The 21449-nt window shown below is 61.3% G+C and carries 22 protein-coding genes; 7 read left to right on the top strand and 15 right to left on the bottom strand.

What is annotated here, in order from left to right:
• Positions 1-2: 2 nt before the first annotated feature.
• Together D8767_RS06375 and D8767_RS06370 are read right to left on the bottom strand one after the other, a co-directional pair.
• Positions 3-938, bottom strand: a complete 936-nt coding sequence (locus D8767_RS06375; protein WP_016713708.1) for an alpha-xenorhabdolysin family binary toxin subunit B — start codon at positions 936-938, stop codon at positions 3-5.
• Between the two features lies 1 nt (position 939).
• Positions 940-2130: an alpha-xenorhabdolysin family binary toxin subunit A gene (locus D8767_RS06370; protein WP_016713707.1), complete on the bottom strand. Its 1191-nt coding sequence runs from the start codon at positions 2128-2130 to the stop codon at positions 940-942.
• A 210-nt stretch (positions 2131-2340) separates the two neighbouring features.
• Between D8767_RS06370 and cmoA the strand changes: the two genes are divergently transcribed.
• Together cmoA and cmoB are read left to right on the top strand one after the other, a co-directional pair.
• Positions 2341-3084 carry a carboxy-S-adenosyl-L-methionine synthase CmoA gene (cmoA, locus tag D8767_RS06365; RefSeq protein WP_016713706.1) on the top strand — a complete coding sequence of 248 codons (744 nt, stop codon included), beginning with the start codon at positions 2341-2343 and terminating at the stop codon, positions 3082-3084.
• Positions 3081-4037 carry a tRNA 5-methoxyuridine(34)/uridine 5-oxyacetic acid(34) synthase CmoB gene (gene cmoB / locus D8767_RS06360; RefSeq protein WP_016713705.1) on the top strand — a complete coding sequence of 319 codons (957 nt, stop codon included), beginning with the start codon at positions 3081-3083 and terminating at the stop codon, positions 4035-4037. Before cmoA ends, cmoB begins: the two co-directional genes overlap by 4 nt.
• Before the next feature lie 68 nt (positions 4038-4105).
• On the opposite strand, the gene D8767_RS06355 is transcribed toward cmoB, so the two are convergent.
• Positions 4106-4309 (bottom strand): hypothetical protein, encoded by a 204-nt coding sequence (locus D8767_RS06355; RefSeq protein ID WP_016713704.1) that lies wholly within the window; start codon positions 4307-4309, stop codon positions 4106-4108.
• A gap of 239 nt (positions 4310-4548) precedes the next feature.
• On the opposite strand from D8767_RS06355, the gene D8767_RS06350 reads away from it, so the two are divergent.
• The gene (locus D8767_RS06350; RefSeq protein ID WP_016713703.1) at positions 4549-5223 is read left to right on the top strand and encodes a heavy metal response regulator transcription factor; all 675 of its coding nucleotides are present in this window, start codon (positions 4549-4551) and stop codon (positions 5221-5223) included.
• Positions 5220-6602 carry a heavy metal sensor histidine kinase gene (locus D8767_RS06345; RefSeq protein WP_122048287.1) on the top strand — a complete coding sequence of 461 codons (1383 nt, stop codon included), beginning with the start codon at positions 5220-5222 and terminating at the stop codon, positions 6600-6602. Before D8767_RS06350 ends, D8767_RS06345 begins: the two co-directional genes overlap by 4 nt.
• 65 nt (positions 6603-6667) lie before the next feature.
• Here the strand turns inward: D8767_RS06345 and pdxJ are convergent, their stop codons facing one another.
• The 10 genes from pdxJ to rpoE all read right to left on the bottom strand — a co-directional run bounded on the left by pdxJ (position 6668) and on the right by rpoE (position 16637).
• Positions 6668-7390 carry a pyridoxine 5'-phosphate synthase gene (gene pdxJ, locus D8767_RS06340; protein ID WP_219857540.1) on the bottom strand — a complete coding sequence of 241 codons (723 nt, stop codon included), beginning with the start codon at positions 7388-7390 and terminating at the stop codon, positions 6668-6670.
• A gap of 61 nt (positions 7391-7451) precedes the next feature.
• Positions 7452-8135: a DNA repair protein RecO gene (gene recO / locus D8767_RS06335; RefSeq protein WP_016713700.1), complete on the bottom strand. Its 684-nt coding sequence runs from the start codon at positions 8133-8135 to the stop codon at positions 7452-7454.
• Between the two features lie 124 nt (positions 8136-8259).
• Entirely contained in the window at positions 8260-9162 is a 903-nt protein-coding gene (gene era, locus D8767_RS06330; protein WP_016498176.1) for a GTPase Era, read from the bottom strand.
• Entirely contained in the window at positions 9155-9844 is a 690-nt protein-coding gene (gene rnc / locus D8767_RS06325; RefSeq protein WP_016713699.1) for a ribonuclease III, read from the bottom strand. Before rnc ends, era begins: the two co-directional genes overlap by 8 nt.
• A gap of 163 nt (positions 9845-10007) precedes the next feature.
• Positions 10008-10862, bottom strand: a complete 855-nt coding sequence (gene lepB / locus D8767_RS06320; protein WP_016713698.1) for a signal peptidase I — start codon at positions 10860-10862, stop codon at positions 10008-10010.
• A gap of 5 nt (positions 10863-10867) precedes the next feature.
• Positions 10868-12667 carry a translation elongation factor 4 gene (lepA, locus tag D8767_RS06315; RefSeq protein WP_025754588.1) on the bottom strand — a complete coding sequence of 600 codons (1800 nt, stop codon included), beginning with the start codon at positions 12665-12667 and terminating at the stop codon, positions 10868-10870.
• A 181-nt stretch (positions 12668-12848) separates the two neighbouring features.
• Positions 12849-14246, bottom strand: a complete 1398-nt coding sequence (locus D8767_RS06310; protein WP_371058986.1) for a DegQ family serine endoprotease — start codon at positions 14244-14246, stop codon at positions 12849-12851.
• Positions 14247-14458: 212 nt separating this feature from the next.
• On the bottom strand, positions 14459-15421 hold the full coding sequence (locus tag D8767_RS06305) for a MucB/RseB C-terminal domain-containing protein (protein WP_016713695.1): 963 nt from the start codon (positions 15419-15421) through the stop codon (positions 14459-14461).
• Positions 15422-15433: 12 nt separating this feature from the next.
• Complete coding sequence (locus tag D8767_RS06300) at positions 15434-16024, bottom strand: sigma-E factor negative regulatory protein (protein ID WP_015271600.1); 591 nt, start codon at positions 16022-16024, stop codon at positions 15434-15436.
• 31 nt (positions 16025-16055) lie between these two features.
• A complete protein-coding gene (gene rpoE, locus D8767_RS06295; RefSeq protein ID WP_003252049.1) occupies positions 16056-16637 on the bottom strand; it encodes an RNA polymerase sigma factor RpoE in 582 nt (193 codons plus the stop codon).
• 434 nt (positions 16638-17071) lie between these two features.
• Between rpoE and nadB the strand changes: the two genes are divergently transcribed.
• The gene (gene nadB, locus D8767_RS06290; RefSeq protein WP_016713694.1) at positions 17072-18676 is read left to right on the top strand and encodes an L-aspartate oxidase; all 1605 of its coding nucleotides are present in this window, start codon (positions 17072-17074) and stop codon (positions 18674-18676) included.
• Positions 18677-18758: 82 nt separating this feature from the next.
• On the opposite strand, the gene D8767_RS06285 is transcribed toward nadB, so the two are convergent.
• Positions 18759-19223, bottom strand: coding sequence for a protein YgfX (locus D8767_RS06285; RefSeq protein ID WP_016713693.1), 465 nt, complete (start codon positions 19221-19223; stop codon positions 18759-18761).
• On the bottom strand, positions 19207-19461 hold the full coding sequence (locus D8767_RS06280; RefSeq protein ID WP_003252043.1) for a succinate dehydrogenase assembly factor 2: 255 nt from the start codon (positions 19459-19461) through the stop codon (positions 19207-19209). The genes D8767_RS06285 and D8767_RS06280 overlap by 17 nt, the downstream gene beginning before the upstream one ends.
• A gap of 133 nt (positions 19462-19594) precedes the next feature.
• Here D8767_RS06280 and D8767_RS06275 point away from each other — a divergent pair, with 133 nt between their 5' ends.
• Complete coding sequence (locus D8767_RS06275) at positions 19595-20536, top strand: folate-binding protein YgfZ (RefSeq protein WP_016713692.1); 942 nt, start codon at positions 19595-19597, stop codon at positions 20534-20536.
• A 55-nt stretch (positions 20537-20591) separates the two neighbouring features.
• Positions 20592-21398, top strand: a complete 807-nt coding sequence (locus D8767_RS06270) for an HDOD domain-containing protein (protein ID WP_025754590.1) — start codon at positions 20592-20594, stop codon at positions 21396-21398.
• Positions 21399-21449: the final 51 nt, after the last annotated feature.

The raw sequence follows: 21449 nt of genomic DNA, 5'->3' as shown, positions 1-21449 counted from the left end.
GATCAACTGCGGTCATACGCCATCTGCACGACCTTTAGGTAGTCACAGAGGTCTTTCAGCGCGACCGTGGCAGCATCCAGGCCCATCGTCGCGTTGAGCTTCACGGCCTGAGCCTGCCACTCCAGTTCAACCTTGCGCAGTTCGTGCAACCACGCGTTCTTGAGTGCTTCAAGGCCAGACAACGCCGTGATCGCCTCCCGCTCACCCTGCGCACTCTGCAAGGCTCGCAGCAGCTGCCGCTGGTCGCCCAGCGCTGCCTCTATTTTTTCATCAAGCCTGGTGCGAACCTTGCTCAAGTCACTGAACGTCTTGGCCCCCTCCAGTGCATCAGCATGCTTGGCCAACTTGCCAGTCACAGCCTTCAGCAGGCTGGCATCGATCTTCGGGTCCGTGATCAACCCGATGATCTGGTCAATGTCATCATCGCTCGGGATCAAGCCCTTCAGTGCACTGGCAACGGACGGCCTTTCGAACAATTCGATAGCCTGGCCAATATCTGCCCGCTGCTGGCGCAATTGGGCCAATCGTTGATCGAAGGCTAACGCCTGGCTCTGGAGGCTGACGATTCGTTTGTCCAGTTCCGCTAACGGCTCTACCAAGGCAGACAGTGTGAAAAGTTCCAACCGCAGATTCTGCCTGGACAACAGTGAATGAAGCTGGCTTAAACGGCTTAGCACACTGGCAAGCCGGTAATGGGTATCGCCCCCCAGTTTGCTCGGAATGAAATCGCGGTCCTCCAGCAAAACGATAGCGCCTATCAGGCTCTCCTTGAAGGCGCGTTCGACACCCAGCAACAATGTACGCAGTTCACCCAGTTGCTCACGCGCCCCGGGTAACACGTTCATGTCCCAGCTTTGTATCAGGTGGAATACCTGATCTTGCACGGTTTGCATCTGCACGAAATCCGGCAGGGTCGCATTAACGTTGGTCACGTCCATGTCAAACGTCCTCATATTCTTCAATCAATTCATTAAATAACTCAGACAATGTGTGGCAGATATTGCCTATCTTGCTCCACGGTTTGATAACCTCAGAAAAATCGTGAACAAACGATTCAAGTTGAGTGAGGGTGCTCAGCTCTTTGGCTTCGTTCACGGAGTTATTGGCGTACGAGGCCAGAAACAGCCATACATCTGCCAGGCGCCGGGTAGCTGCCGACAGGTCCTTGCACCTGAACTGCAGGTCCCTGACCAATGTCGAGATACGCTCGAAGTCGTTCAGCGCGGGGGCCATCCTGCCGAGTGCATCCGCCAGTTCTTCGCGCCCTTCGATCAACGCGTTTTTTCTGGCCCGGATCTTTTCTGCCTTGTCACCGAACACCCCGCCGGTGATGACCAGGCCAATCGGCCCCAGCAAGATACCTGTGAACGCGTAGCCCACATTGGCATCGTACTCGGACTTCAACTGGTCAATCTGTTCGTCCCATTGATCCAGCTGCCGCCGTTTCATCAGAATGTCTTGATGGGAAATCTTCTCGTCGAAGTGTTTCAACAACCGTGTCATTCGCGGCTTCAGTTCGCGTTTGATCTCACTGTTGAACCAGTTGGCACGTGCGTCTACTTCATCAATTCGCCGGCGAGTGCCTTCAATTTCCCTGACCAGTTCGTTGATGCCAAGTGTCAGCACACTGGCGATCTGCGCTTGATCTTCTTCACTCAGTTCCGACGTATAAACATCATCGCCCTGCTCGGCCTGTCGCTGCTTGATTGCCATAAAGACATCACTGCTTTCAAGATGCGCAAGCAGGCTGCCGCCACGCTGTACCAAGCTTTCAGCGAACAGTTCAACTTCAGGGCCCAGTTGCTTGATGCTGCGTTCCAGTATGTCCCACTCGTACACATGCCTGTGCAGCGCCGTATACAGGTCATGAACCATCGAGGCGTCAAGGCCGAGTGCCGCATAATCGACTTCGCGCTCGATTTCGGCTCGCGTGTGTGGCAACTGATTTACAGTATTGGCGTATCGCTTGATGACCTTCAGATTATCAGCCGTCAATAAGCTGCCAACGTGCTGGCCACCCTCGAGCCGGTTCTCGATGAATGTAAAATAGCGTTCCGGCAACATCTTGACCTTGGACACCGGGTCCAGTTCATCTACGGTAACTTCTTCCCGCCCAGTATTGGCACTCATCACTTAACCCACTATCCTTTTTCAAATCCAGTCAACCTGCATTCGAAGTGTCCTTCTTCACCCGACTGAATTCATTCATCTTGATAACTTAGCACTGTGGGAAAGTTCACTGCTCCCGGTCTGAACGCTCCGACCCTGAAGCAATGCCATGGCAAGATGCGCGGCCTTTGGATAAAATGCGCCCCCGTTTCACCCTGTATCGAGCCTGCCGTGAGCAAACAACCCGACCGCCTCTTCTCCCAGCCCCTGGAGCAGGTGCCTGATTTCGTCTTCAACGAGGACGTGGTGCGTGTGTTCCCGGACATGATCAAGCGCTCGGTGCCCGGGTACCCGACCATCGTCGAGAACCTCGGTGTGCTGGCCGCGCGTTTCGCCCAGCCAAATACCGCGCTATACGACCTGGGCGCATCGCTGGGGGCAGTTACCCAGTCGCTGCGCCGCCATGTGCGCAGCGACGGCTGCCGGGTGATCGCGGTGGACAATTCCGCCGCCATGGTCGAACGTTGCCGCCAGTACCTCACCGCCCAGGACTCGATGTTCCAGGAGCTGCTGCCGGTGCATGTGCTGGAGGCCGATATCCTTACCCTGCCCTTCGAGCCCGCCTCGGTAGTGGCGATGAACTTCACCCTGCAGTTCATCGCCCCCGACCAGCGTCTGGAACTGCTCGGCCGTATCCGCCAGGCACTGCTGCCCGGTGGCGCGCTGATCCTCTCGGAAAAGCTGCGGTTCGCCGATGAGCAAGAGCAGGACCTGCTCAATGAACTGCACCTGGACTTCAAGCGGGCCAATGGCTACAGCGAACTGGAAATCGCCCAGAAGCGCAGCGCCATTGAAAACGTGATGCGCCCCGATACCCTGGAAGCCCACCAGCAGCGCCTGCGCGCCGCCGGTTTCTCGAAAGTGGTGCCTTGGTTCCAATGCCTTAACTTCGCCTCGCTGATAGCCCTGCCATGATCGATCTGTCCCCCCTCGTCCGCCGCCTCGCGGGCACGCCCCTGGCTTCCTGGTCGCAAGGCCTACAAGCGCAACTGGAAGCCAAGCTGGAGAAAGGCCACGGTGACCTCGACCGCTGGCGCGGTGCGCTCGATGCCCTGCCCGCCCTGCAACCCAGCGATATCGACCTGGTCAACGGACTGCGTCTGGACTGCGACTGCGACGACGACACCCGTGCGCAAATGCGCCAGGCACTGATGGGCCTGTCGCCTTGGCGCAAAGGCCCGTTCGACCTGTTTGGCGTGCATGTGGATACCGAGTGGCATTCGGACTGGAAATGGTCTCGCGTTGCGCCGCACCTGGACCTCAAAGGCAAGCGTGTGCTCGACGTGGGCTGCGGTAACGGCTACTACCAGTGGCGCATGCTCGGTGCCGGGGCCGACATGGTGATCGGCGTCGACCCCAACTGGCTGTTCTTCTGCCAGTTCCAGGCCGTGCAGCGATACCTGCCGGAGCTGCCGGCCTGGCATCTGCCGTTCGCCCTAGAGGACCTTCCCGCCAACCTGGAAGGTTTCGACACGGTGTTTTCCATGGGCGTGTTCTACCACCGTCGCTCCCCCATCGAACACTTGCTGGCGCTGAAAGACTGCCTGGTCAAAGGTGGCGAGCTAGTGCTGGAAACCTTGGTGATCGAAGGCGACGAGAACCAGGTACTGGTGCCTGAAGACCGTTACGCGCAGATGCGCAACGTCTGGTACTTGCCATCGGTTCCGGCCCTGGAGCGCTGGTTGCGCCGTGCCGGTTTCAGCGATGTGCGTTGCGTCGATGTTTGCGTGACCAGCGTTGAGGAGCAGCGCAGCACCGAGTGGATGCGCTATCAGTCGCTGGGCGACTTCCTCGACCCGAACGACCACAGCAAGACCATCGAAGGCCTGCCGGCCCCACGCCGCGCCACCCTGCTGGCGCGCAAATAAAAAAGGCGCCCGATCGGGCGCCTGAATACACCTGCGCCGAGGAGCTGTCGCGCGCAGGTGCTGTTACCTCAGTCCTTGGCCACCTCGCGGGCCTTCTCTTGCGCCTTGCGCTCGCGTTCGGCAACCGCTTGTTGCTTGTCGCCGTGCAGGCGCTGCTGGTCTTCGCGGAAGGCTTGCCAGAACTGCCTGGAGCGTTCCGCACCGCCCTCGGCATAGGCGCTGGCGCTGCCCAGGGCAAGGGTGGCCAACAGCAGGTATTTGGTCAGGTTCATCGTGGTTGCCTCGTGATAACCGATCAGACACGGCCATCCTAGTGAGGGGAAGCTAACAGCAAGGTGAGGCGGGGATTACAGTCCTGCAATCTGCGCAGAACAGACAGCCAGATAACCGCAGCATTACAAATCCGTTATCTGCGCCGCGATTCCTTTCTCATCCCGTAACATCCCGCCCCTTGACCCTGATGCCACTACAGGGTCGAGAATCGCCCCCTTTCATCACACCGAGCCCCTTCATGCGCCTACTGATCATCGAGGACGAACTGCGTACCGCCGATTACCTGCAACAGGGCCTACGCGAAAACGGCTACGTGGTCGACTGCGCCCACACTGGCACCGACGGCCTGCACCTGGCCCGCCAGCAGCCGTATGACCTGGTCATCCTCGACGTCAACCTGCCAGAACTCGATGGCTGGGCCGTGCTGCAGCGGCTGCGTGCCGAGTCGGCCACGCGCATCATGATGCTCACCGCTCACGGTCGTCTCGCCGACCGGGTCAAAGGCCTGGACCTGGGCGCCGATGACTACTTGCTCAAGCCCTTCGAGTTCCCTGAGTTGCTGGCCCGCATCCGCAGCCTGCTGCGCCGCAACGACCAGCAACTGCAACCCAGCACCCTACGCGTCGCCGACCTGGAACTGGACCCCGGCCGCCACCGCGCCTACCGCGCCGGGCAACGCATCGACCTGACCGCCAAGGAGTTCGCGCTGCTACACCTGCTGATGCGTCAGACCGGCGAAGTGTTGTCGCGCACACAGATCATCTCGTTGGTCTGGGACATGAATTTCGACTGCGACACCAACGTGGTCGAGGTCTCGATCCGGCGCCTGCGGGCGAAGATAGACGACCCGTTCGACAACAAGCTCATCCACACCCTGCGTGGCGTAGGCTATGTACTTGAGGCGCGCTTTTGAAAAACCCCAGCCTGTCGCTGCGACTGGGCCTGAGCGTCACACTGATGGGCGCCGCACTCGTGCTGCTGCTTGCCTGCCTGGCGGTGTTCGCGCTGGATCACGAACTGGACAACCGCGCACGCAAAGACCTGGCGCGCAAGATGCTGCAGGTCGAGCACAACCTGCGCGTTGACCTGCGCAGCGAAGACCTGGGCAGCCGCGCCCACCCCCTGCTCGACTTGGTAATGGGGCATGACAACCTCAGCCTCAGCGTAATGGCCCTGGAGGGCCGCCACCCGCACCTGCTCAGCCTCGGCCCGGCTCTGGAGTCGCGGGTGGGCGATTTGCACACCGGTGCCCGCCTGCGCTTTCACGCCTGGCGCGACAGCAGCGGCAATCAGATCCTCACCGTGACCCGGCTGATGCGCCTGCGCGACAACACGCCGGTGAAGGTGATGATGTCGCTCAACCGCACCGACGACAACGCCCTGCTGCAGGCTTACCTGCATTCCACTTTGCTCGCTCTGCCACTGCTGCTGGTCTTGATTGGCGCGGGCGCCTGGTGGCTGATGCAACGCGGCCTGAAACCCCTGCGGCACTTCCGGCGCATTGCCGGGCAGGTATCGGCCCAGGATCTGCAGCATCGTTTGCCCGCCACTGGCTTGCCACAGGAGCTGGCAGAACTGGCCAGCAGCATCAACGTCATGCTCGATCGCCTCGACCAAGGTATCAGCCAGTTGTCGCAGTTTTCCGATGATCTTGCCCATGAACTGCGTACCCCATTGAGCAACCTGATGGGCAAGGCGCAGGTGACCCTGGCCCGTGAGCGGGACAACGCCAACTACCGGGAAGTGCTGGAAGACAGCATCGAGGAACTGACGCGGCTCAACCGCATCATCAACGACATGCTGTTTCTCGCCCAGGTCAGCCAGCCTCAAGTGCAGATCGCGCTCAAGCCGATGGCATTGGCCGACGAGGCTGCAAGGGTGGTCGAGCTGTTTGCTTTCAGCGCCGAAGTGGAAGCCGTTGAATTGCGTGTTCAGGGGTGGGGTACGGCGCTGGGTGACCGGTTGATGCTCCAGCGGGCGTTATCGAACCTGCTAAGCAATGCGATACGGCATGGCCCTGAGGGTGAGCCCATCGAACTGCGTATCGAACGCTATGGCAGCGAAGTAAGGCTATCTGTGGAGAACCAGGGGCCTGGCATTGCTGCCGAGCACCAGTCGCGCTTGTTCGAGCGATTTTACCGGGTGGGATCGGGGCGCTCGCGTCTGGAGGGCGGGACCGGGTTGGGGTTGGCGATCGTGAAGTCGATCATGCAATTGCATGGTGGGCGGGTCGAAGTGAACAGCGGCCCCCTTGGGCCTACCCGCTTCACGCTGGTGTTTCCTGCCGAGTAATCGGTCGCCTGTACCGGCCCTTTCGCGGTTTACCCGCGAAAGGACCGGTACAGGCGACCAAGCTATCAGCGTGAAGCCGCCACGATCAGCGCCTTCATCTCGGCCACGGCAGCCTTGAAGCCAACAAACAGCGCATGCGCCACCAGCGCATGGCCAATGTTCAGCTCATTGATACCCTTGATCGCCGCCACCGCCTCAACGTTGTGGTAATGCAGCCCGTGACCGGCATTGACGATCAGCCCCTGCCCCACGCCAAAGGCCACGCCATCGACGATACGCTTGAGTTCCTCAGCCACTTCAGTCGGGGTCTCGGCATCGGCGTAACGCCCAGTGTGCAGCTCGACGGCCGGCGCGCCTACGCGGCGTGAAGCCTCGATCTGCCGCTCGTCAGCATCGATGAACAACGACACCTCGGCACCGGTGCGCGACAGGCGCTCCACGGCGGCCTTGATTCGCGCCTCTTGTCCCGCCACATCCAGGCCACCTTCGGTGGTCAACTCCTGACGGGTTTCGGGGACCAGGCAAATGTGCGCCGGGCGGATCTTCTCGGCAAAGGCCATCATCTCTTCGGTGACACCCATCTCGAAGTTCATGCGCGTCTGCAGCACATCCTTGAGCAGCACCACGTCACGCTCCTGGATGTGCCGGCGGTCTTCGCGCAGATGCACGGTGATGCCATCGGCGCCTGCCTCTTCGGCGTCCAGGGCAGCCTTGACCGGATCAGGGTAACGCGTGCCCCGGGCCTGGCGCAGGGTCGCCACGTGGTCGATGTTTACGCCAAGAAGCATGCGGTTGCTGTGAGTCACGAAAGGCTCTCCTGAAGATTGAGCCCCACAGCATACGTCGTGATCAGCGCTTGCGAAACAGTTCCCGGCTGACCAGCGGTTTTGCGCCCAGGTGAACGGCCAATGCCTGGCGCATCAGGCGCTTGGCGGCGAGCAAGGCGCCCGGGGCGTTCCAATCGGCTTCGGCCAGGGCCATGAGCTCGGTGCCGCGGAACAGGCCGGGTTGCACCAGCTCTACCCGCTCCAGACCGGCATCCACGCGCAAGCGGTAAAGGCCGTCGGCCACGATGACGTGGTCGTTGACGTCATGGTTCAAGGAAAACGCATAACCGAGCTCGTCCAGCAGCCGCCATTCGAACGAACGCAGCAGCGGCTCCAGCGGGCGCCCGGCGGCCAAGGCCTGCAGGGTCAATGTGTAATGCTCGAACAGGGCCGGGAACGGCGCTTCAGCCGGCAGCAGGCGCATGAGCAGCTCGTTGAGGTACAAGCCGCTGAACAGGGCATCACCGTGTAGCCAGGCCGCAATTCCGGCGCTGTCCATGCGACCGACATTCTTCAGCTCACCACGGCCACGCAGTTCCACCTCCAGCGGCACGAACGGCCGCACCAGGCTGCCGCCCTTGCCGCGCGCACGGCGCAGTACAGCACGCATGCGGCCCTGCGGGGTGAAGAAGTCTACCAGCGCACTGGTTTCCTTGTAGGCACGGCTGTGAAGCACATAGGCTGGCTGGCCGACAGCTTGTTCCATAAGTGATCTCTAAAAGCCACATGCAACTGTGGGAGCGGCTTCACCCGCGAATGCGCCAGTGAACCCACCACAGCATTCGCGGGTGAACCCGCTCCCATAGAGATACCTGAGCCGTCTGGTAGCCTTACAGGTCGCCGTAACCCAGCGAACGCAGGGCGCGCTCGTCGTCGGACCAGCCGCCTTTCACCTTGACCCACAGGTTGAGCATGACCTTGGAGTCGAACAGCACTTCCATGTCCTTGCGCGCCTCGGAGCCAATGCGCTTGATGCGCTCGCCCTTGTCGCCAATGATGATTTTCTTCTGGCCATCACGCTCGACCAGAATCAGCGCGTGAATGTGCAGCACATGACCCTGTTGCTTGAACTCCTCGATCTCCACGGTGATCTGATACGGCAGCTCCGCACCCAGCTGGCGCATGATCTTCTCGCGCACCAGTTCGGCGGCCAGGAAACGGCTGCTGCGGTCAGTGATCTGGTCTTCCGGGAAGAAGTGATCGTTTTCAGGCAAGTGCTTGGCGATCTGTGCTTCCAGCGCTTCGAGGTTGTGACCCTGCTGCGCAGAGATCGGCATCACCTCGGCGTTCGGCAGTTGCTCCTGCAGCCACTGCAGGTGCGGAATCAACTCGGCCTTCTCTTCCATGCGGTCGGTCTTGTTGACCGCGATGATCAGCGGGCCAGTCACGTACTGCACGCGCTCCAGCACCAGTTGGTCCTCGTCGGTCCACTTGGTGCGGTCGACCACGAAAATCACCACGTCGACGTCCTTCAGGGCCGCCGAGGCGTTGCGGTTCATGTAGCGGTTCAGGGCCTTGTCGTTGGCCTTGTGCATACCCGGAGTATCGACGTAGATCGCCTGCACGTCACCCTCGGTCTTGATGCCGAGCATGTTGTGGCGGGTGGTCTGCGGCTTGCGCGAAGTAATCGCCAGCTTCTGGCCGAGGATGTGGTTGAGCAGGGTCGACTTGCCGACGTTGGGGCGGCCGACAATGGCGACGTAGCCGCAGCGGGTCGGGTTGTTATCAGTCATTGCCATTCTCCACGCCCAGGGCGATCAGTGCAGACGCGGCAGCTACTTGCTCGGCAATACGCCGGCTAACGCCCTGACCACGGCTCTTGTTGTTCAGCAGCACCACTTCGCATTCGACGAAGAACGTGCGGCAGTGCGGTTCACCCTGGATATCCACCACTTCGTAGCGCGGCAGCTCACAGCTGCGCGACTGCAGAAACTCTTGCAGGCGGGTTTTCGGGTCCTTGTTGGTATCGACCAGGGTCAAGCCCTCGAACTCATCGGCAAGCCAGGCCAGGACGCGCTCCCGTGCGGTTTCCATATCGGCGTCCAGGTAGATGGCACCGATCAGTGCCTCCAGGGCGTCGGCCAGGATCGACTCGCGACGAAAACCGCCGCTCTTGAGCTCACCCGAACCCAGGCGCAAGTATTCGCCCAGGTCGAAACCACGGGCCAGCCGGGCCAGGGTTTCGCCCTTGACCAGCCGCGCACGCAGGCGCGACAGCTGGCCTTCACGGGCCTGCGGGAAACGCTCGAAAAGCGCTTCGCCGGCGACGAAGTTGAGAATGGCGTCACCGAGAAACTCCAGGCGCTCGTTGTTGCGCCCGGCATAGCTGCGATGGGTCAGCGCCAGGAGCATCTGGTCCTGGTTCTTGAAGGTATAACCGAGCTTTCGCTCCAGACGGGCAAGGGAAGCACTCATGCGGCCACCCGTTCGTTGTTCAACGCGTTGTTCAAATCAACATCCTGAAAGACTGTTTGGCTGTGGTTCGCCACGCGATGTGCGGCGAATCTCCCGATCCCTGAGAACACAGCCTATGTCAGAAATGCATTCGGCGCTGTCTGCTGGACAGCGCCGATGGGTATCAATGGATCAGGCCAACCCGCGACAGGTTGGGCAGGTGGCTGAGCTTGGGTTCTGGCCAGCTCATCCACACCGCAAAGGCCTTGCCGACGATGTTCCGGTCCGGAACCATGCCGTGCAGCTCCTTGGGAATGTTTGGGTCATCCCAGAAACGGCTGTCGTTGGAATTGTCGCGGTTGTCGCCCATCATGAAGTAATGGCCTGCCGGCACGGTCCATTGCTGGTCCGGCGGCATGCGGTAACGGCTCATTTCCTTGCGGATCAGGTGTTCGGCCTCGCCGAGTTTTTCCTTGTACAGCTCGGCGCTGCCCAAGGTACCTGGCTCGGTGCCCACCAGTTGTTCGGCAATCGGCTGGCCGTTGACGAACAGCCGCTTGTCGTTGGTGTAACGAACCACATCACCCGGCAAGCCAACCACACGCTTGATGTAGTTGACGTTCGGGTCGCTCGGGTAGCGGAACACCATTACATCACCGCGTTGCGGGTCACCGACCTCGATGACCTTCTTGTCGATCACCGGCAAACGAATGCCGTACGAGAACTTGTTCACCAGGATGAAGTCGCCCACTTCCAGGGTCGGTTTCATCGACCCCGAAGGGATCTGGAACGGCTCGACCAGGAACGAGCGCAGCACCAGCACGATGAACAGCACCGGAAAGAACGACTTGCCGTACTCGACCAGCAGCGGTTCCTTGTTCAGGCGCTCGACCACGGCCATCTCGGGCTGGCTGACGCTGCCCTGGTAGTTGGCGATTGCTGCGCGCCGGCGCGGGGCCAGGAACAGCAGGTCGATCAAGCCCAGCAGACCGCATACGAAGACGGCGATGACTAGCAACAGCGGGAAATTTAGCGACATAGGACCTAGCTATCCAACCTGAGCACGGCGAGGAAGGCTTCTTGTGGAATCTCCACGTTACCCACCTGTTTCATGCGTTTCTTACCGGCCTTCTGCTTCTCCAGCAGTTTCTTCTTACGGCTGACGTCACCACCGTAGCACTTGGCCAGTACGTTCTTTCTGAGCGCCTTGACGGTTGTCCGCGCGATGATCTGGCCGCCGATAGCTGCCTGGATCGCCACGTCGAACATCTGCCGAGGGATCAGTTCCTTCATCTTTTCGGTCAACGCACGGCCTTTGTAGGCCGCGTTGTCGCGGTGCACGATCAATGCCAGGGCATCGACCTTGTCGCCGTTGATCAGTACATCCAGCTTGACCAGGTTGGCCGACTGGTAGCGGTCGAAATGATAGTCCAGCGAAGCATAGCCGCGGCTGGTGGACTTGAGGCGGTCGAAGAAGTCCAGTACCACTTCGTTCATCGGCATGTCGTAACGCACCTGAACCTGGCTGCCGAGGAACTGCATGTCGCGCTGCACGCCACGCTTCTCGATGCACAGGGTGATGACGTTACCCAGGTGCTCTTGCGGTACCAGAATGGTCGCGGTGACGATCGGCTCACGGAAGTCGGCCACAGCCGATACGTCTGGCAGCTTCGACGGGTTGTCGACAACGATGGTTTCGCCGGTTTTCAGCTCCAGCTCGTAGATCACGCTAGGTGCGGTAGTGATCAGGTCCAGGTCGTATTCGCGCTCCAGGCGCTCCTGGATGATTTCCATGTGCAGCATGCCAAGGAAGCCGCAACGGAAGCCGAAGCCCAGGGCGTCAGAGCTTTCCGGCATGTACTGCAGCGACGAGTCGTTCAGGGTCAGCTTCTGCAGGGCATCGCGGAAGTCTTCGAAGTCGTCGGAACTGACCGGGAACAGGCCGGCGTAAACCTGCGGCTGGATCTTCTTGAAGCCTGGCAGCACTTCGACCTCAGGGGTCGAGGACAGGGTCAGGGTGTCACCCACAGGGGCACCGTGAATGTCCTTGATGCTGGCGATGATGAAGCCTACTTCGCCGGCTTTCAGGTCTGCGGTCTGGGTGTGTTTCGGGGTGAATACACCCACGCTGTCGACCAGGTGCACCTTGCCGGTGGACTTGACCAGGATCTTGTCACCCTTCTTGACGCGGCCCTGACGCACGCGCACCAGCGAGACCACGCCCAGGTAGTTGTCGAACCAGGAGTCGATGATCAGCGCTTGCAGCGGGGCATCGATCTCGCCCTCGGGTGCAGGAATGGAGTGAACCAGGCGCTCGAGCACCTCGTCCACGCCCATGCCGCTTTTGGCACTGCAGGCCACGGCGTCGGTAGCGTCGATGCCGATGATCTTCTCGATCTCGTCCTTGACGCGGTCCGGGTCGGCCTGGGGCAGGTCCATCTTGTTCAGCACCGGCATGACCTCCAGGCCCTGCTCGATGGCGGTGTAGCAGTTGGCCACGGACTGGGCCTCTACGCCCTGGCCGGCGTCGACGACCAGCAGCGCACCTTCACAGGCCGCCAGCGAGCGCGAGACTTCGTAGGTGAAGTCGACGTGGCCGGGGGTGTCAATGAAGTTCAGCTGGTAGGTCTTGCCGTCCTGCGCCTTGTAGTGCAGCGTGACGCTGTGGGCCTTGATGGTGATACCGCGTTCACGCTCCAGGTCCATGGAATCAAGCACCTGGGCTTCCATTTCGCGTGCCGACAGGCCACCGCACATCTGGATGAAACGGTCGGCCAGCGTCGACTTGCCATGGTCGATGTGGGCGATGATGGAGAAATTGCGGATATGACTCAAATCACTCACGGGTCAACACTCGAAAAGGCTGCGAGCCGGACGCCCGCCGAAAAATAGCCGGGAATTGTACCTCAAGCTGCCGGGATATGGGAGATTCCTATGTCCGACTGTACACAGCAATCCACCGTCCAATTGTGAATAATCATGAAAAAGGGCAGCCGTAGCTGCCCTTTCTCCCTTGCCAGACCGCTTATTCAGCGAGCTTGAAGGTAATGAAGCTGGCACGGCCCTGACGCAGCACGCGCATCGACACCGAACGGTTCTTCGGCAGCTCCTTGGCGATTTCGGTGAACTCTTTGGCCGAACCGATGGCCTGGTTGTTCAGGTGGCTGATGACATCACCCGGACGCAGACCGATCAGCGCTGCCGGGCCATCCTGCACTTCCTTGATGACCACACCGCCTTTGAGCTCCAGGGATTTCTTCTGCTCGGCGGTCAGGTCGGCGACCGACACACCCAGACGGTTACTGCTGCGCTCTGCACTGCCATCGGCACCGGTGCCGATGTCGGCATCATCGTCCGGCAGCGCGCCGACGCTGATGTCCAGGGTCTGGCGCTTGCCGTTGCGGATGATTTCCAGCTTGGCCTTCTCGCCATCCTTGAGGCCGCCGACCAGGTGTGGCAGGTCGGCCGACATGATGATTGGCTGACCGTTCATGCTCAGGATCACGTCGCCCACCTGCAGGCCGCCCTTGGCTGCCGGGCCGTTTTCCAGCACCTGGGCCACCAGGGCACCGGCCGGTTTGTCCAGGCCGAAGGATTCCGCCAGGTCCTTGTTGACCTCCTGGATGACCACGCCCAGCCAGCCGCGGCTGACCTTACCGTCTTTCTTCAGCTGGTTGGACACATCGATCGCCACATCGATCGGGATGGCGAACGACAGACCCATGAAGCCACCGGAGCGGGTGAAGATCTGCGAGTTGATACCCACCACTTCGCCCTTCATGTTGAACAGCGGGCCGCCGGAGTTCCCCGGGTTGATGGCCACGTCAGTCTGGATGAACGGTACATAGGTGTCGTTTGGCAAGGTACGGCCCTTGGCGCTGACGATACCTTTGGTCACCGAATGGTCGAAGCCGAACGGCGAACCGATGGCCAATACCCATTCGCCCACCTTGAGCTTCTCGGAGTCACCCAACTTGACCGTCGGCAGGTTCTTGCCTTCGACCTTGAGCAGCGCCACGTCGGTGCGCGGGTCGGTGCCGACCAGCTTGGCCTGCAGCTCGCTGCGGTCCGACAGGCGGACGATGATCTCGTCGGCATCGGCCACCACATGGTTATTGGTCAGCACGTAGCCATCGCTGGAAATGATGAAGCCCGAGCCCAGCGACTGCGCCTCGCGCTGGCGGTCACCACGCGGCGAACGCGGCTGCTGCGGCATGTTGCGCTCGAAGAACTCGCGGAACATCGGCGGCAGGCCTTCCAGGTCCGGCATCTGCCCGACGGCGACGCGGTCGGGCAGCTTCTGCTTGGTACTGATGTTGACCACGGCCGGCGAGGCCTGCTCGACCAGGGTGGTGAAGTCCGGCAGGGCTTCCTCGGCCTGGGCGGTGAGCACCTGGCCAAGCATCAGCACGGCGGCGAACATCGTTAGGTAGGATTTCAAACGTGGTATTGACATACGGCTCCCGTCACAACGAGCGGTAGTTTAGAAAGACCCCTGCACAAAGCAGTAAAGGCCAGGCTCCTGAAAGCCTGACCTATAGAAAATTTGCCGGTGGATTGCAAATGACAATGCTTTAATTTCATTTCAGCCGTATGTCCGCCTGCCTTGGCACGGCCCGCAAACGCGCGCCATCACTAGCGCGCCTTGGCATCCTGAGGGCGCATCGACAAAGCGACGCGTTCTGCCGTACCGAGCGGAATTTCGCCCACCACGGTCACCATCACCTTGCCCTTTGGCGTATTCAGGCGACGCGAAACAGCCGAAGTCGGGCCGAGCTGGGTGCGCATGTCGGTGCCGCCATCATCGTTCACCGGTTCGAGGAACACGGAAAAACGTGCGAGGCCATCGTCATACATCAGGCTGCTGACCGAACTGTTGTGTTTGGGGTCGCGGCGTACCGAGCTGTTGACCAGTTCGAACCCGGGTGGCAGCCAGTCCGAGCGCCAGCCAGCAACACTGCCATTGCTGACGGGCGCGCCATGCTGCACAGGCTTGCAGGCAGCGCTGGGGCGCAAGTCATCGTCGCCAGGCGGCTCATCGGTATCGAGGCGGGTCATCTGGAAGCGCTCCAGCAACTGCCCTTTGTCGTTGAGCATCAACGAGCGCAGTGGCAGGCCGGTATTACGGTCCAGGTGCAGTTCGAAGGCATAACGGTGCTGGTCGCGGGGCGTGAGCGTCACGATCACGGCGTCGCGCCCGGCGACCCGTGACTTGCCCGCCACGCTCAAATCGTACCAGCCCATCAGTTTCAGCGGATCAAGCACACGCGGCGCGGTGTCTGGCGGTGCCGCGACACTGCTGACCAAGGTCCCACTGACACACTCCACCCTCCCATCCACACGCACGATTTCCTGGGCGGCGCCATCGAGCTGCAGCAGCCGCTCGCTGACCTTGCCGTCCTCGACCCGGTGCCAGATATCGTGGGAAGAGAAGCTGCCGTTGCGCTCGTAGACGAAAGAGCCTTGGTAGCTCAGCTTTTGCTCGGCCTGTGCCAGCTTGTTCAGCCACTCACTCGCTTGGGGCGAGGAGTTGGCCGCCAATGCTGGCACCATCACGCAGCTGCCAATCAGCAGCGACAACAGAGGTAGCGCGCGCATGATCCTCCTTACTTAACGGTTTTCCAGGCTGGCAGCGCGGGCGTAAGGCAATGCGGTTTCAGTGCCCTTGAGCGCAGATTCCTGCGCATGCTGGCGCAGGTAGCCTGGCAGACGCTGATCCCAGCCGGCTTGGTTCTGCAGCACGCCGTTGGCCATTGGCCCGGTCGGTTGCTCACTGCTCTCACTATAGCCTGCCAAAACGGCCGGGCCTTGTGCTTGTGGCACGCTCAGGCCTTGCTGGGCAGGCTGCTGGGCTGCAAGCTCCGCACCGGTGATCTCGTCCTGGTTGTACATGCGTACACCGGCGAGCACCGCAACGGTGACCGAAGCCGCTACAGCCAGGCGGCCAATGCTGCGCCACGGGCCTTTCTTGACCTTGGCCGGCACCGCTTCGTCAGCCAGCGCAGCAGACACCGCCGAGGCGATATCCAGGTTAGGCAGCAGCAGCTCCTTGTGCATGGCTGCACGGGCCACCTGGTAACGCGACCAGGTGGCACGGGTTTCGGCATCGTCGACGGCGTTCAACACCCGACGCAATTCCAGTTCGTCCGCTTCGTTATCCATCACCGCGGACAGCGATTCCTGCAAAGCTTCACGACTCATGGCGGTTCCTCTCTTGGCTGTCGCCGCTGTCTCAGGTTTCCTGCAACAACGGCTGCAGGGCTTTGTCTATGGCCTCCCGAGCGCGGAAGATTCGAGAGCGCACGGTACCCACCGGACATTGCATGACACTGGCAATGTCTTCGTAACTCAGTCCGTCGAACTCGCGCAGGGTCAGTGCCGTACGCAAATCTTCGGGCAGTTGCTGGATGGTGCGATGGACGGTGCCTTCGATTTCATCCCGCAACAACGAGCGCTCTGGGGACTCGAGATCCTTGAGGCCATGATCGCCGTCGTAAAACTCCGCATCCTCGGAGCTCACATCACTGTCTGGCGGCCGTCTTCCACGGGACACCAGGTAATTCTTCGCCGTGTTGATGGCGATACGGTACAGCCAGGTATAAAACGCACTGTCACCGCGAAAGTTGCCAAGCGCACGGTAGGCCTTGATAAAGGCTTCCTGCGCCACATCCTGGGCCTCGTGGGTATCGTGAACGAACCGCACGATCAACCCGAGAATCTTGTGCTGATACTTCAGCACCAACAGATCGAACGCTCGCCTGTCACCGCGCTGCACGCGCTCGACAAGCTGCTGATCCTCTTCCTGGGTTAGCATGAACACTCCTCGATAAACTCGAAGGAGCGTTGCAACAGCGATCGTTCAGGCTTGCAACCATAGACTCGGGCTTTACGCAAAAGTTCTCCCCTCCAAGCAAGTTTCCTGCAGCCCTTGGTCGGCTTGCACGGAAGACGCGGCGCGGACACGGCCGGCTACGTCGATAATCAGGTTTCGAATACGCAGAGACAGCCCGGACAGGCCTGCCGCCCTGCGTCGCCGCGGCAAATTGTGGCGTGCGGGCAGCCTTCATAGGATTTCCGGCCATGTCGGAAAGTTCCCACAAAGGTTGCCGCAACCTGGCAAGTGGCATGGAAATTGGCCACCCCGGGCTGCTATAAAGGCATCCCGGCCAAGTTTAACGATAGTTTCACAATGCCATCTGCGCGTGACTATTGTGCCGCGCCCCTTCCAAAGATTACTAGTGTCCCGACATGAGCCAACAATTCCAACATGATGTCCTGGTGATCGGCAGCGGTGCCGCCGGTCTCAGCCTGGCACTTAACCTTCCCAGCCACCTGCGCGTTGCCGTGCTCAGCAAGGGCGACCTGGCCAACGGCTCGACCTTCTGGGCCCAGGGCGGGGTCGCTGCGGTGCTCGACAACACCGATACCGTGCAGTCGCATGTCGAGGACACCCTCAATGCCGGCGGCGGCCTGTGCAACGAAGAGGCGGTGCGCTTTACCGTCGAGCACAGCCGGGAAGCCATTCAATGGCTGATCGAGCAAGGCGTGCCCTTTACCCGCGACGAGCACTACAGCGTTGATGACGGCGGTTTCGAGTTTCATCTCACCCGTGAGGGCGGCCATAGCCACCGGCGCATCATCCACGCGGCCGATGCGACCGGCGCGGCCATTTTCACTACGCTGCTGCAGCAGGCTCGCCTGCGCCCAAACATACAGCTGCTGGAGCAACGTGTAGCGGTCGACCTGATCACCGAACGCCGCTTGGGCCTGCCTGGCGAACGCTGCCTGGGCGCCTATGTGTTAAACCGCAATACCGGCGAGGTAGACACCTTCGGCGCACGTTTCACCGTGCTGGCCACCGGTGGCGCGGCCAAGGTCTACCTCTATACCAGCAACCCCGATGGCGCTTGCGGTGACGGTATCGCCATGGCCTGGCGGGCGGGTTGCCGGGTGGCCAACCTTGAGTTCAACCAGTTCCACCCGACCTGCCTGTACCACCCGCAGGCCAAGAGCTTCCTGGTCACCGAAGCCCTGCGCGGCGAAGGCGCACTGCTGCGCCTGCCCAACGGCGAACGCTTCATGCCACGCTTCGACCCACGCGAAGAACTGGCCCCGCGCGACATCGTGGCCCGCGCCATCGACCATGAGATGAAGCGCCTGGGCGTGGACTGCGTCTACCTGGACATCACCCACAAGCCGGCAGACTTCATCAAGAGCCATTTCCCCACCGTGTACGAGCGCTGCCTGGCGTTTGGCATCGACATCACCCGCCAACCGATCCCGGTGGTGCCTGCCGCGCACTACACCTGCGGCGGGGTGATGGTCGACGACCGTGGCCACACCGACGTACCGGGCTTGTACGCGATTGGCGAAACCAGCTTCACCGGCCTGCACGGCGCCAACCGCATGGCCAGCAACTCATTGCTGGAATGCTTCGTCTATGGCCGGGCCGCCGCTGCCGACATCCAGGCGAACCTGGAGGCAGTGGCCATGCCCAAGGCCCTGCCGGGTTGGGACGCCAGCCAGGTCACCGACTCGGACGAGGACGTGATCATTGCGCATAACTGGGACGAACTGCGGCGTTTCATGTGGGACTATGTCGGCATCGTGCGCACCAGCAAACGCCTGCAACGCGCGCAGCATCGCATTCGCCTGCTGCTGGATGAAATTGACGAGTTCTACAGCAACTACAAGGTCAGCCGCGACCTGATCGAACTGCGCAACCTGGCGCAGGTTGCCGAGTTGATGATCCTGTCGGCCATGCAACGCAAGGAAAGCCGTGGGCTGCATTACACCCTGGACTACCCTGGGATGCTGGACGAGGCCAAGGACACCATCCTCAGCCCGCTCTGAACGTTGTAGCGCCTGCGAGATCGAGCGCCGCCCGCGCGGCGCTCGATCTCGCAGGCGCTGAAGCTGCCACGGCGAACACCTGTCAGCCCTGACTCGCCCCCACCTCTGCCCACCTGCGCCGGCTGAACTTCAACCGCACCCGCAAGCGCCGGTGCTCATCAGCCCCTAGTGCATCCCTCGGTACGCATTGGCTCTGCCCCAACCAGCGCCCTGCCCGTTCAAAGCGCAACACCACCAGCCCCGGCAACGCCACGCTGTCCCGGCACAAACGCACCGGCTGCCAGCCACGGGCACGGCTGAGCACCTGCCAGCCACGCACATCACGGCGCAAGCCAACAACGGCATGCTCATGCGTCAACAAGATACGTCGGGGAATGGCCCAGCCAGCGTGGGCAATACAGACGGCGATAACAGAGAGGGCCAGCCACCCGGGCAGCGGGCTCGCCCACACGGCAAGCCACGCCAGTACCTGGCACACCAGATAGGCCGCTAGCAGCAGGCGCGAGCCTTGCCAGCGGCACTCGAAGCACTCACTTGGGCTGGACACGGTCCAGGATAATGCGAACCATGCGCTGCAGCTCCGGGTCTTCAGACTCGGTGCGCTCCATGAACCAGCCGAACATGTCCTGATCCTCGCAACTCAACAGACGCACGTACAGTTCGCGGTCGGTCTCGTTGAGGGTGGGGTAGACTTCCTGGGTGAAAGGCACCAGCAGCACGTCCAGTTCCAGCATGCCACGGCGGCTGTGCCAGAAAAGCCGGTTGAGTTCAGTTTGTTCGACCATGGGGCCCTCCTCGAATGGCCCGCCAGTATACAGCCAGGCACGCGAAGCGACACCGGGCGTTGGTCTAGTCACCTACCTATTTTGTTACCGGCGTTCTATGATGGCCGCCAGTCTTTAGCCACCGCGATGACCCATGGCCGATTCCGCTTTCTTCTGCCCCCTGTCCCACGAGGGCATCCTCGCCGTCCGCGGCTCCGATGCAGGCAAGTTCCTGCAAGGCCAGCTGACCTGCAACATCAACTACCTCAGCCAGGAACACGCCAGCCTCGGCGCCCGCTGCATGGTCAAGGGGCGCATGCAGTCCAGCTTCCGCATCCTGCCCGAAGGCAACGGCTACCTGCTGGCCATGGCCAGTGAACTGCTCGATGCGCAACTGGCCGACCTGAAGAAGTACGCAGTGTTCTCCAAGGCCACGCTGACCGACGAAAGCGCCGCCTGGGCACGCTTTGGCCTGCAAGGTGGCGAAGCTGCGCTGCAGGCGCTGGGGCTCGACGTGCCCGCAGCTGCCGGCAGCACCGTGCGCCATGAGGGCCTGATTGCCATTGCCGTTTCTGCAGGCCGCGTAGAACTGTGGGTGCCGGCAGACAACGCCGACACCGTGCGCCAGGCCCTCGTCGGCGCCCTGCCCGAGGGCAACCTCAACGACTGGCTGCTTGGGCAGGTTCGCGCCGGTATCGGCCAGGTCATGGGGCCGACCCGTGAGCTGTTCATCCCGCAGATGATCAACCTGCAAGCCGTCGATGGTGTCAGCTTCAAGAAAGGCTGCTACACCGGCCAGGAAATCGTCGCCCGCATGCAGTACCTGGGCAAGCTCAAACGCCGCCAGTACCGCCTGGCACTGGACCAGCAGGCCATCCCGGCACCGGGTGCCGAAATTTTCTCGCCCACCCATGGTTCGTCGGTCGGTGAGGTGGTCATTGCTGCTGGCAACGGCGCAGGCTGTGAACTGCTTGCGGTGCTCAGCGCCGAGGCAGTGGAAGATGACAACCTGCACCTGGGGAGCCTCGAAGGCCCGCGCCTGCAGGTACTGACCCTGCCTTACGAACTGGACCGCGACCGGGAAATCCAGCGCTGACCAGCCTGCCCCGCCCTTGTGGCGGGGCCGCACCACCACTGCGGTAGACACGCCCATGAACAAGCTGGCCGAGATGGTTCAAGCACAGTTGCTCGATGCCATCGAAAAGGATGACCTGGTCCTGCCGACCCTGCCAGAGGTTGCCTTGAGCATCCGCGAAGCAGCGGAAGACAGCGAGATCAGCGTAGCGGCCCTGAGCAAGGTGATCGGTCGCGATGCGGCCCTTTCTGCGCGCCTGATAAAGGTAGTCAACAGCCCGCTGCTGCGTGCAGCGGTCGAGGTCACCGACCTGCACACTGCCATCACGCGGCTGGGCATCAATTACAGCTGCAACCTGGCCATTGGTCTGGTGATCGAGCAGATTTTCCATGCCCGTGCGCCGGCCGTTGAACAAAAACTGCGCGACATCTGGGCCAACAGCCTGGAAGTTGCGGGTATCAGCTACGAAATCTGCAGGCGCTACACGCACCTCAAGCCCGACCAGGCTACCTTGGGTGGGCTGGTCAACCAGATTGGCGCACTGCCGGTACTCATTTACGCCGAAGAGCACAACGAACTGCTGTCCGACCCGGTTTGCCTGCATTACGTGATCGAGCAGATCCAGCCGGTGCTGGGGGACAAGATCCTCAAGGCCTGGGAGTTTCCGGAGCAACTGGTCAACCTGCCCAGCCAGGTTCAGGACCTGGACCGGCAGACTGACAAGGTCGATTACATCGATATCGTGCAGATCGCCCGCTGCATCAGCCAGCGCGGGCGCCATCGGCCATTGGCGGCGCTGCCGGCTTATCGCCACCTGGGGTTGCCGTTTGGTACTGAGCTGGAGGTGGAAGAGCTGCTTGAAGCGCGGAGCATGTTCCGCTGAGCAGTGCCAGCCTGTTCTGGCCCTATCTGGCTTGCCGGCGATAGGGCCAGA

The organism is Pseudomonas sp. LTGT-11-2Z (assembly GCF_003691445.1).
Lineage (GTDB): Bacteria > Pseudomonadota > Gammaproteobacteria > Pseudomonadales > Pseudomonadaceae > Aquipseudomonas > Aquipseudomonas monteilii.
The sequence above is the reverse complement of the archived record's forward strand: the minus strand, read 5'-3'. Positions and strand labels throughout refer to the sequence as shown.

Excerpts from the sequence above, each read along its gene's own strand:
- D8767_RS06375 (WP_016713708.1), bottom strand. The coding sequence starts at position 938 with ATGGACGTGACCAACGTTAATGCGACCCTGCCGGATTTCGTGCAGATG.
- D8767_RS06370 (WP_016713707.1), bottom strand. The coding sequence starts at position 2,130 with ATGAGTGCCAATACTGGGCGGGAAGAAGTTACCGTAGATGAACTGGAC.
- cmoB (WP_016713705.1), top strand. The coding sequence starts at position 3,081 with ATGATCGATCTGTCCCCCCTCGTCCGCCGCCTCGCGGGCACGCCCCTG.
- D8767_RS06355 (WP_016713704.1), bottom strand. The coding sequence starts at position 4,309 with ATGAACCTGACCAAATACCTGCTGTTGGCCACCCTTGCCCTGGGCAGC.
- D8767_RS06350 (WP_016713703.1), top strand. The coding sequence starts at position 4,549 with ATGCGCCTACTGATCATCGAGGACGAACTGCGTACCGCCGATTACCTG.
- pdxJ (WP_219857540.1), bottom strand. The coding sequence starts at position 7,390 with ATGCTTCTTGGCGTAAACATCGACCACGTGGCGACCCTGCGCCAGGCC.
- recO (WP_016713700.1), bottom strand. The coding sequence starts at position 8,135 with ATGGAACAAGCTGTCGGCCAGCCAGCCTATGTGCTTCACAGCCGTGCC.
- era (WP_016498176.1), bottom strand. The coding sequence starts at position 9,162 with ATGACTGATAACAACCCGACCCGCTGCGGCTACGTCGCCATTGTCGGC.
- rnc (WP_016713699.1), bottom strand. The coding sequence starts at position 9,844 with ATGAGTGCTTCCCTTGCCCGTCTGGAGCGAAAGCTCGGTTATACCTTC.
- lepB (WP_016713698.1), bottom strand. The coding sequence starts at position 10,862 with ATGTCGCTAAATTTCCCGCTGTTGCTAGTCATCGCCGTCTTCGTATGC.
- D8767_RS06310 (WP_371058986.1), bottom strand. The coding sequence starts at position 14,246 with ATGTTCGCCGCCGTGCTGATGCTTGGCCAGGTGCTCACCGCCCAGGCC.
- D8767_RS06305 (WP_016713695.1), bottom strand. The coding sequence starts at position 15,421 with ATGCGCGCGCTACCTCTGTTGTCGCTGCTGATTGGCAGCTGCGTGATG.
- D8767_RS06300 (WP_015271600.1), bottom strand. The coding sequence starts at position 16,024 with ATGAGTCGTGAAGCTTTGCAGGAATCGCTGTCCGCGGTGATGGATAAC.
- rpoE (WP_003252049.1), bottom strand. The coding sequence starts at position 16,637 with ATGCTAACCCAGGAAGAGGATCAGCAGCTTGTCGAGCGCGTGCAGCGC.
- nadB (WP_016713694.1), top strand. The coding sequence starts at position 17,072 with ATGAGCCAACAATTCCAACATGATGTCCTGGTGATCGGCAGCGGTGCC.
- D8767_RS06280 (WP_003252043.1), bottom strand. The coding sequence starts at position 19,461 with ATGGTCGAACAAACTGAACTCAACCGGCTTTTCTGGCACAGCCGCCGT.
- D8767_RS06275 (WP_016713692.1), top strand. The coding sequence starts at position 19,595 with ATGGCCGATTCCGCTTTCTTCTGCCCCCTGTCCCACGAGGGCATCCTC.
- D8767_RS06270 (WP_025754590.1), top strand. The coding sequence starts at position 20,592 with ATGAACAAGCTGGCCGAGATGGTTCAAGCACAGTTGCTCGATGCCATC.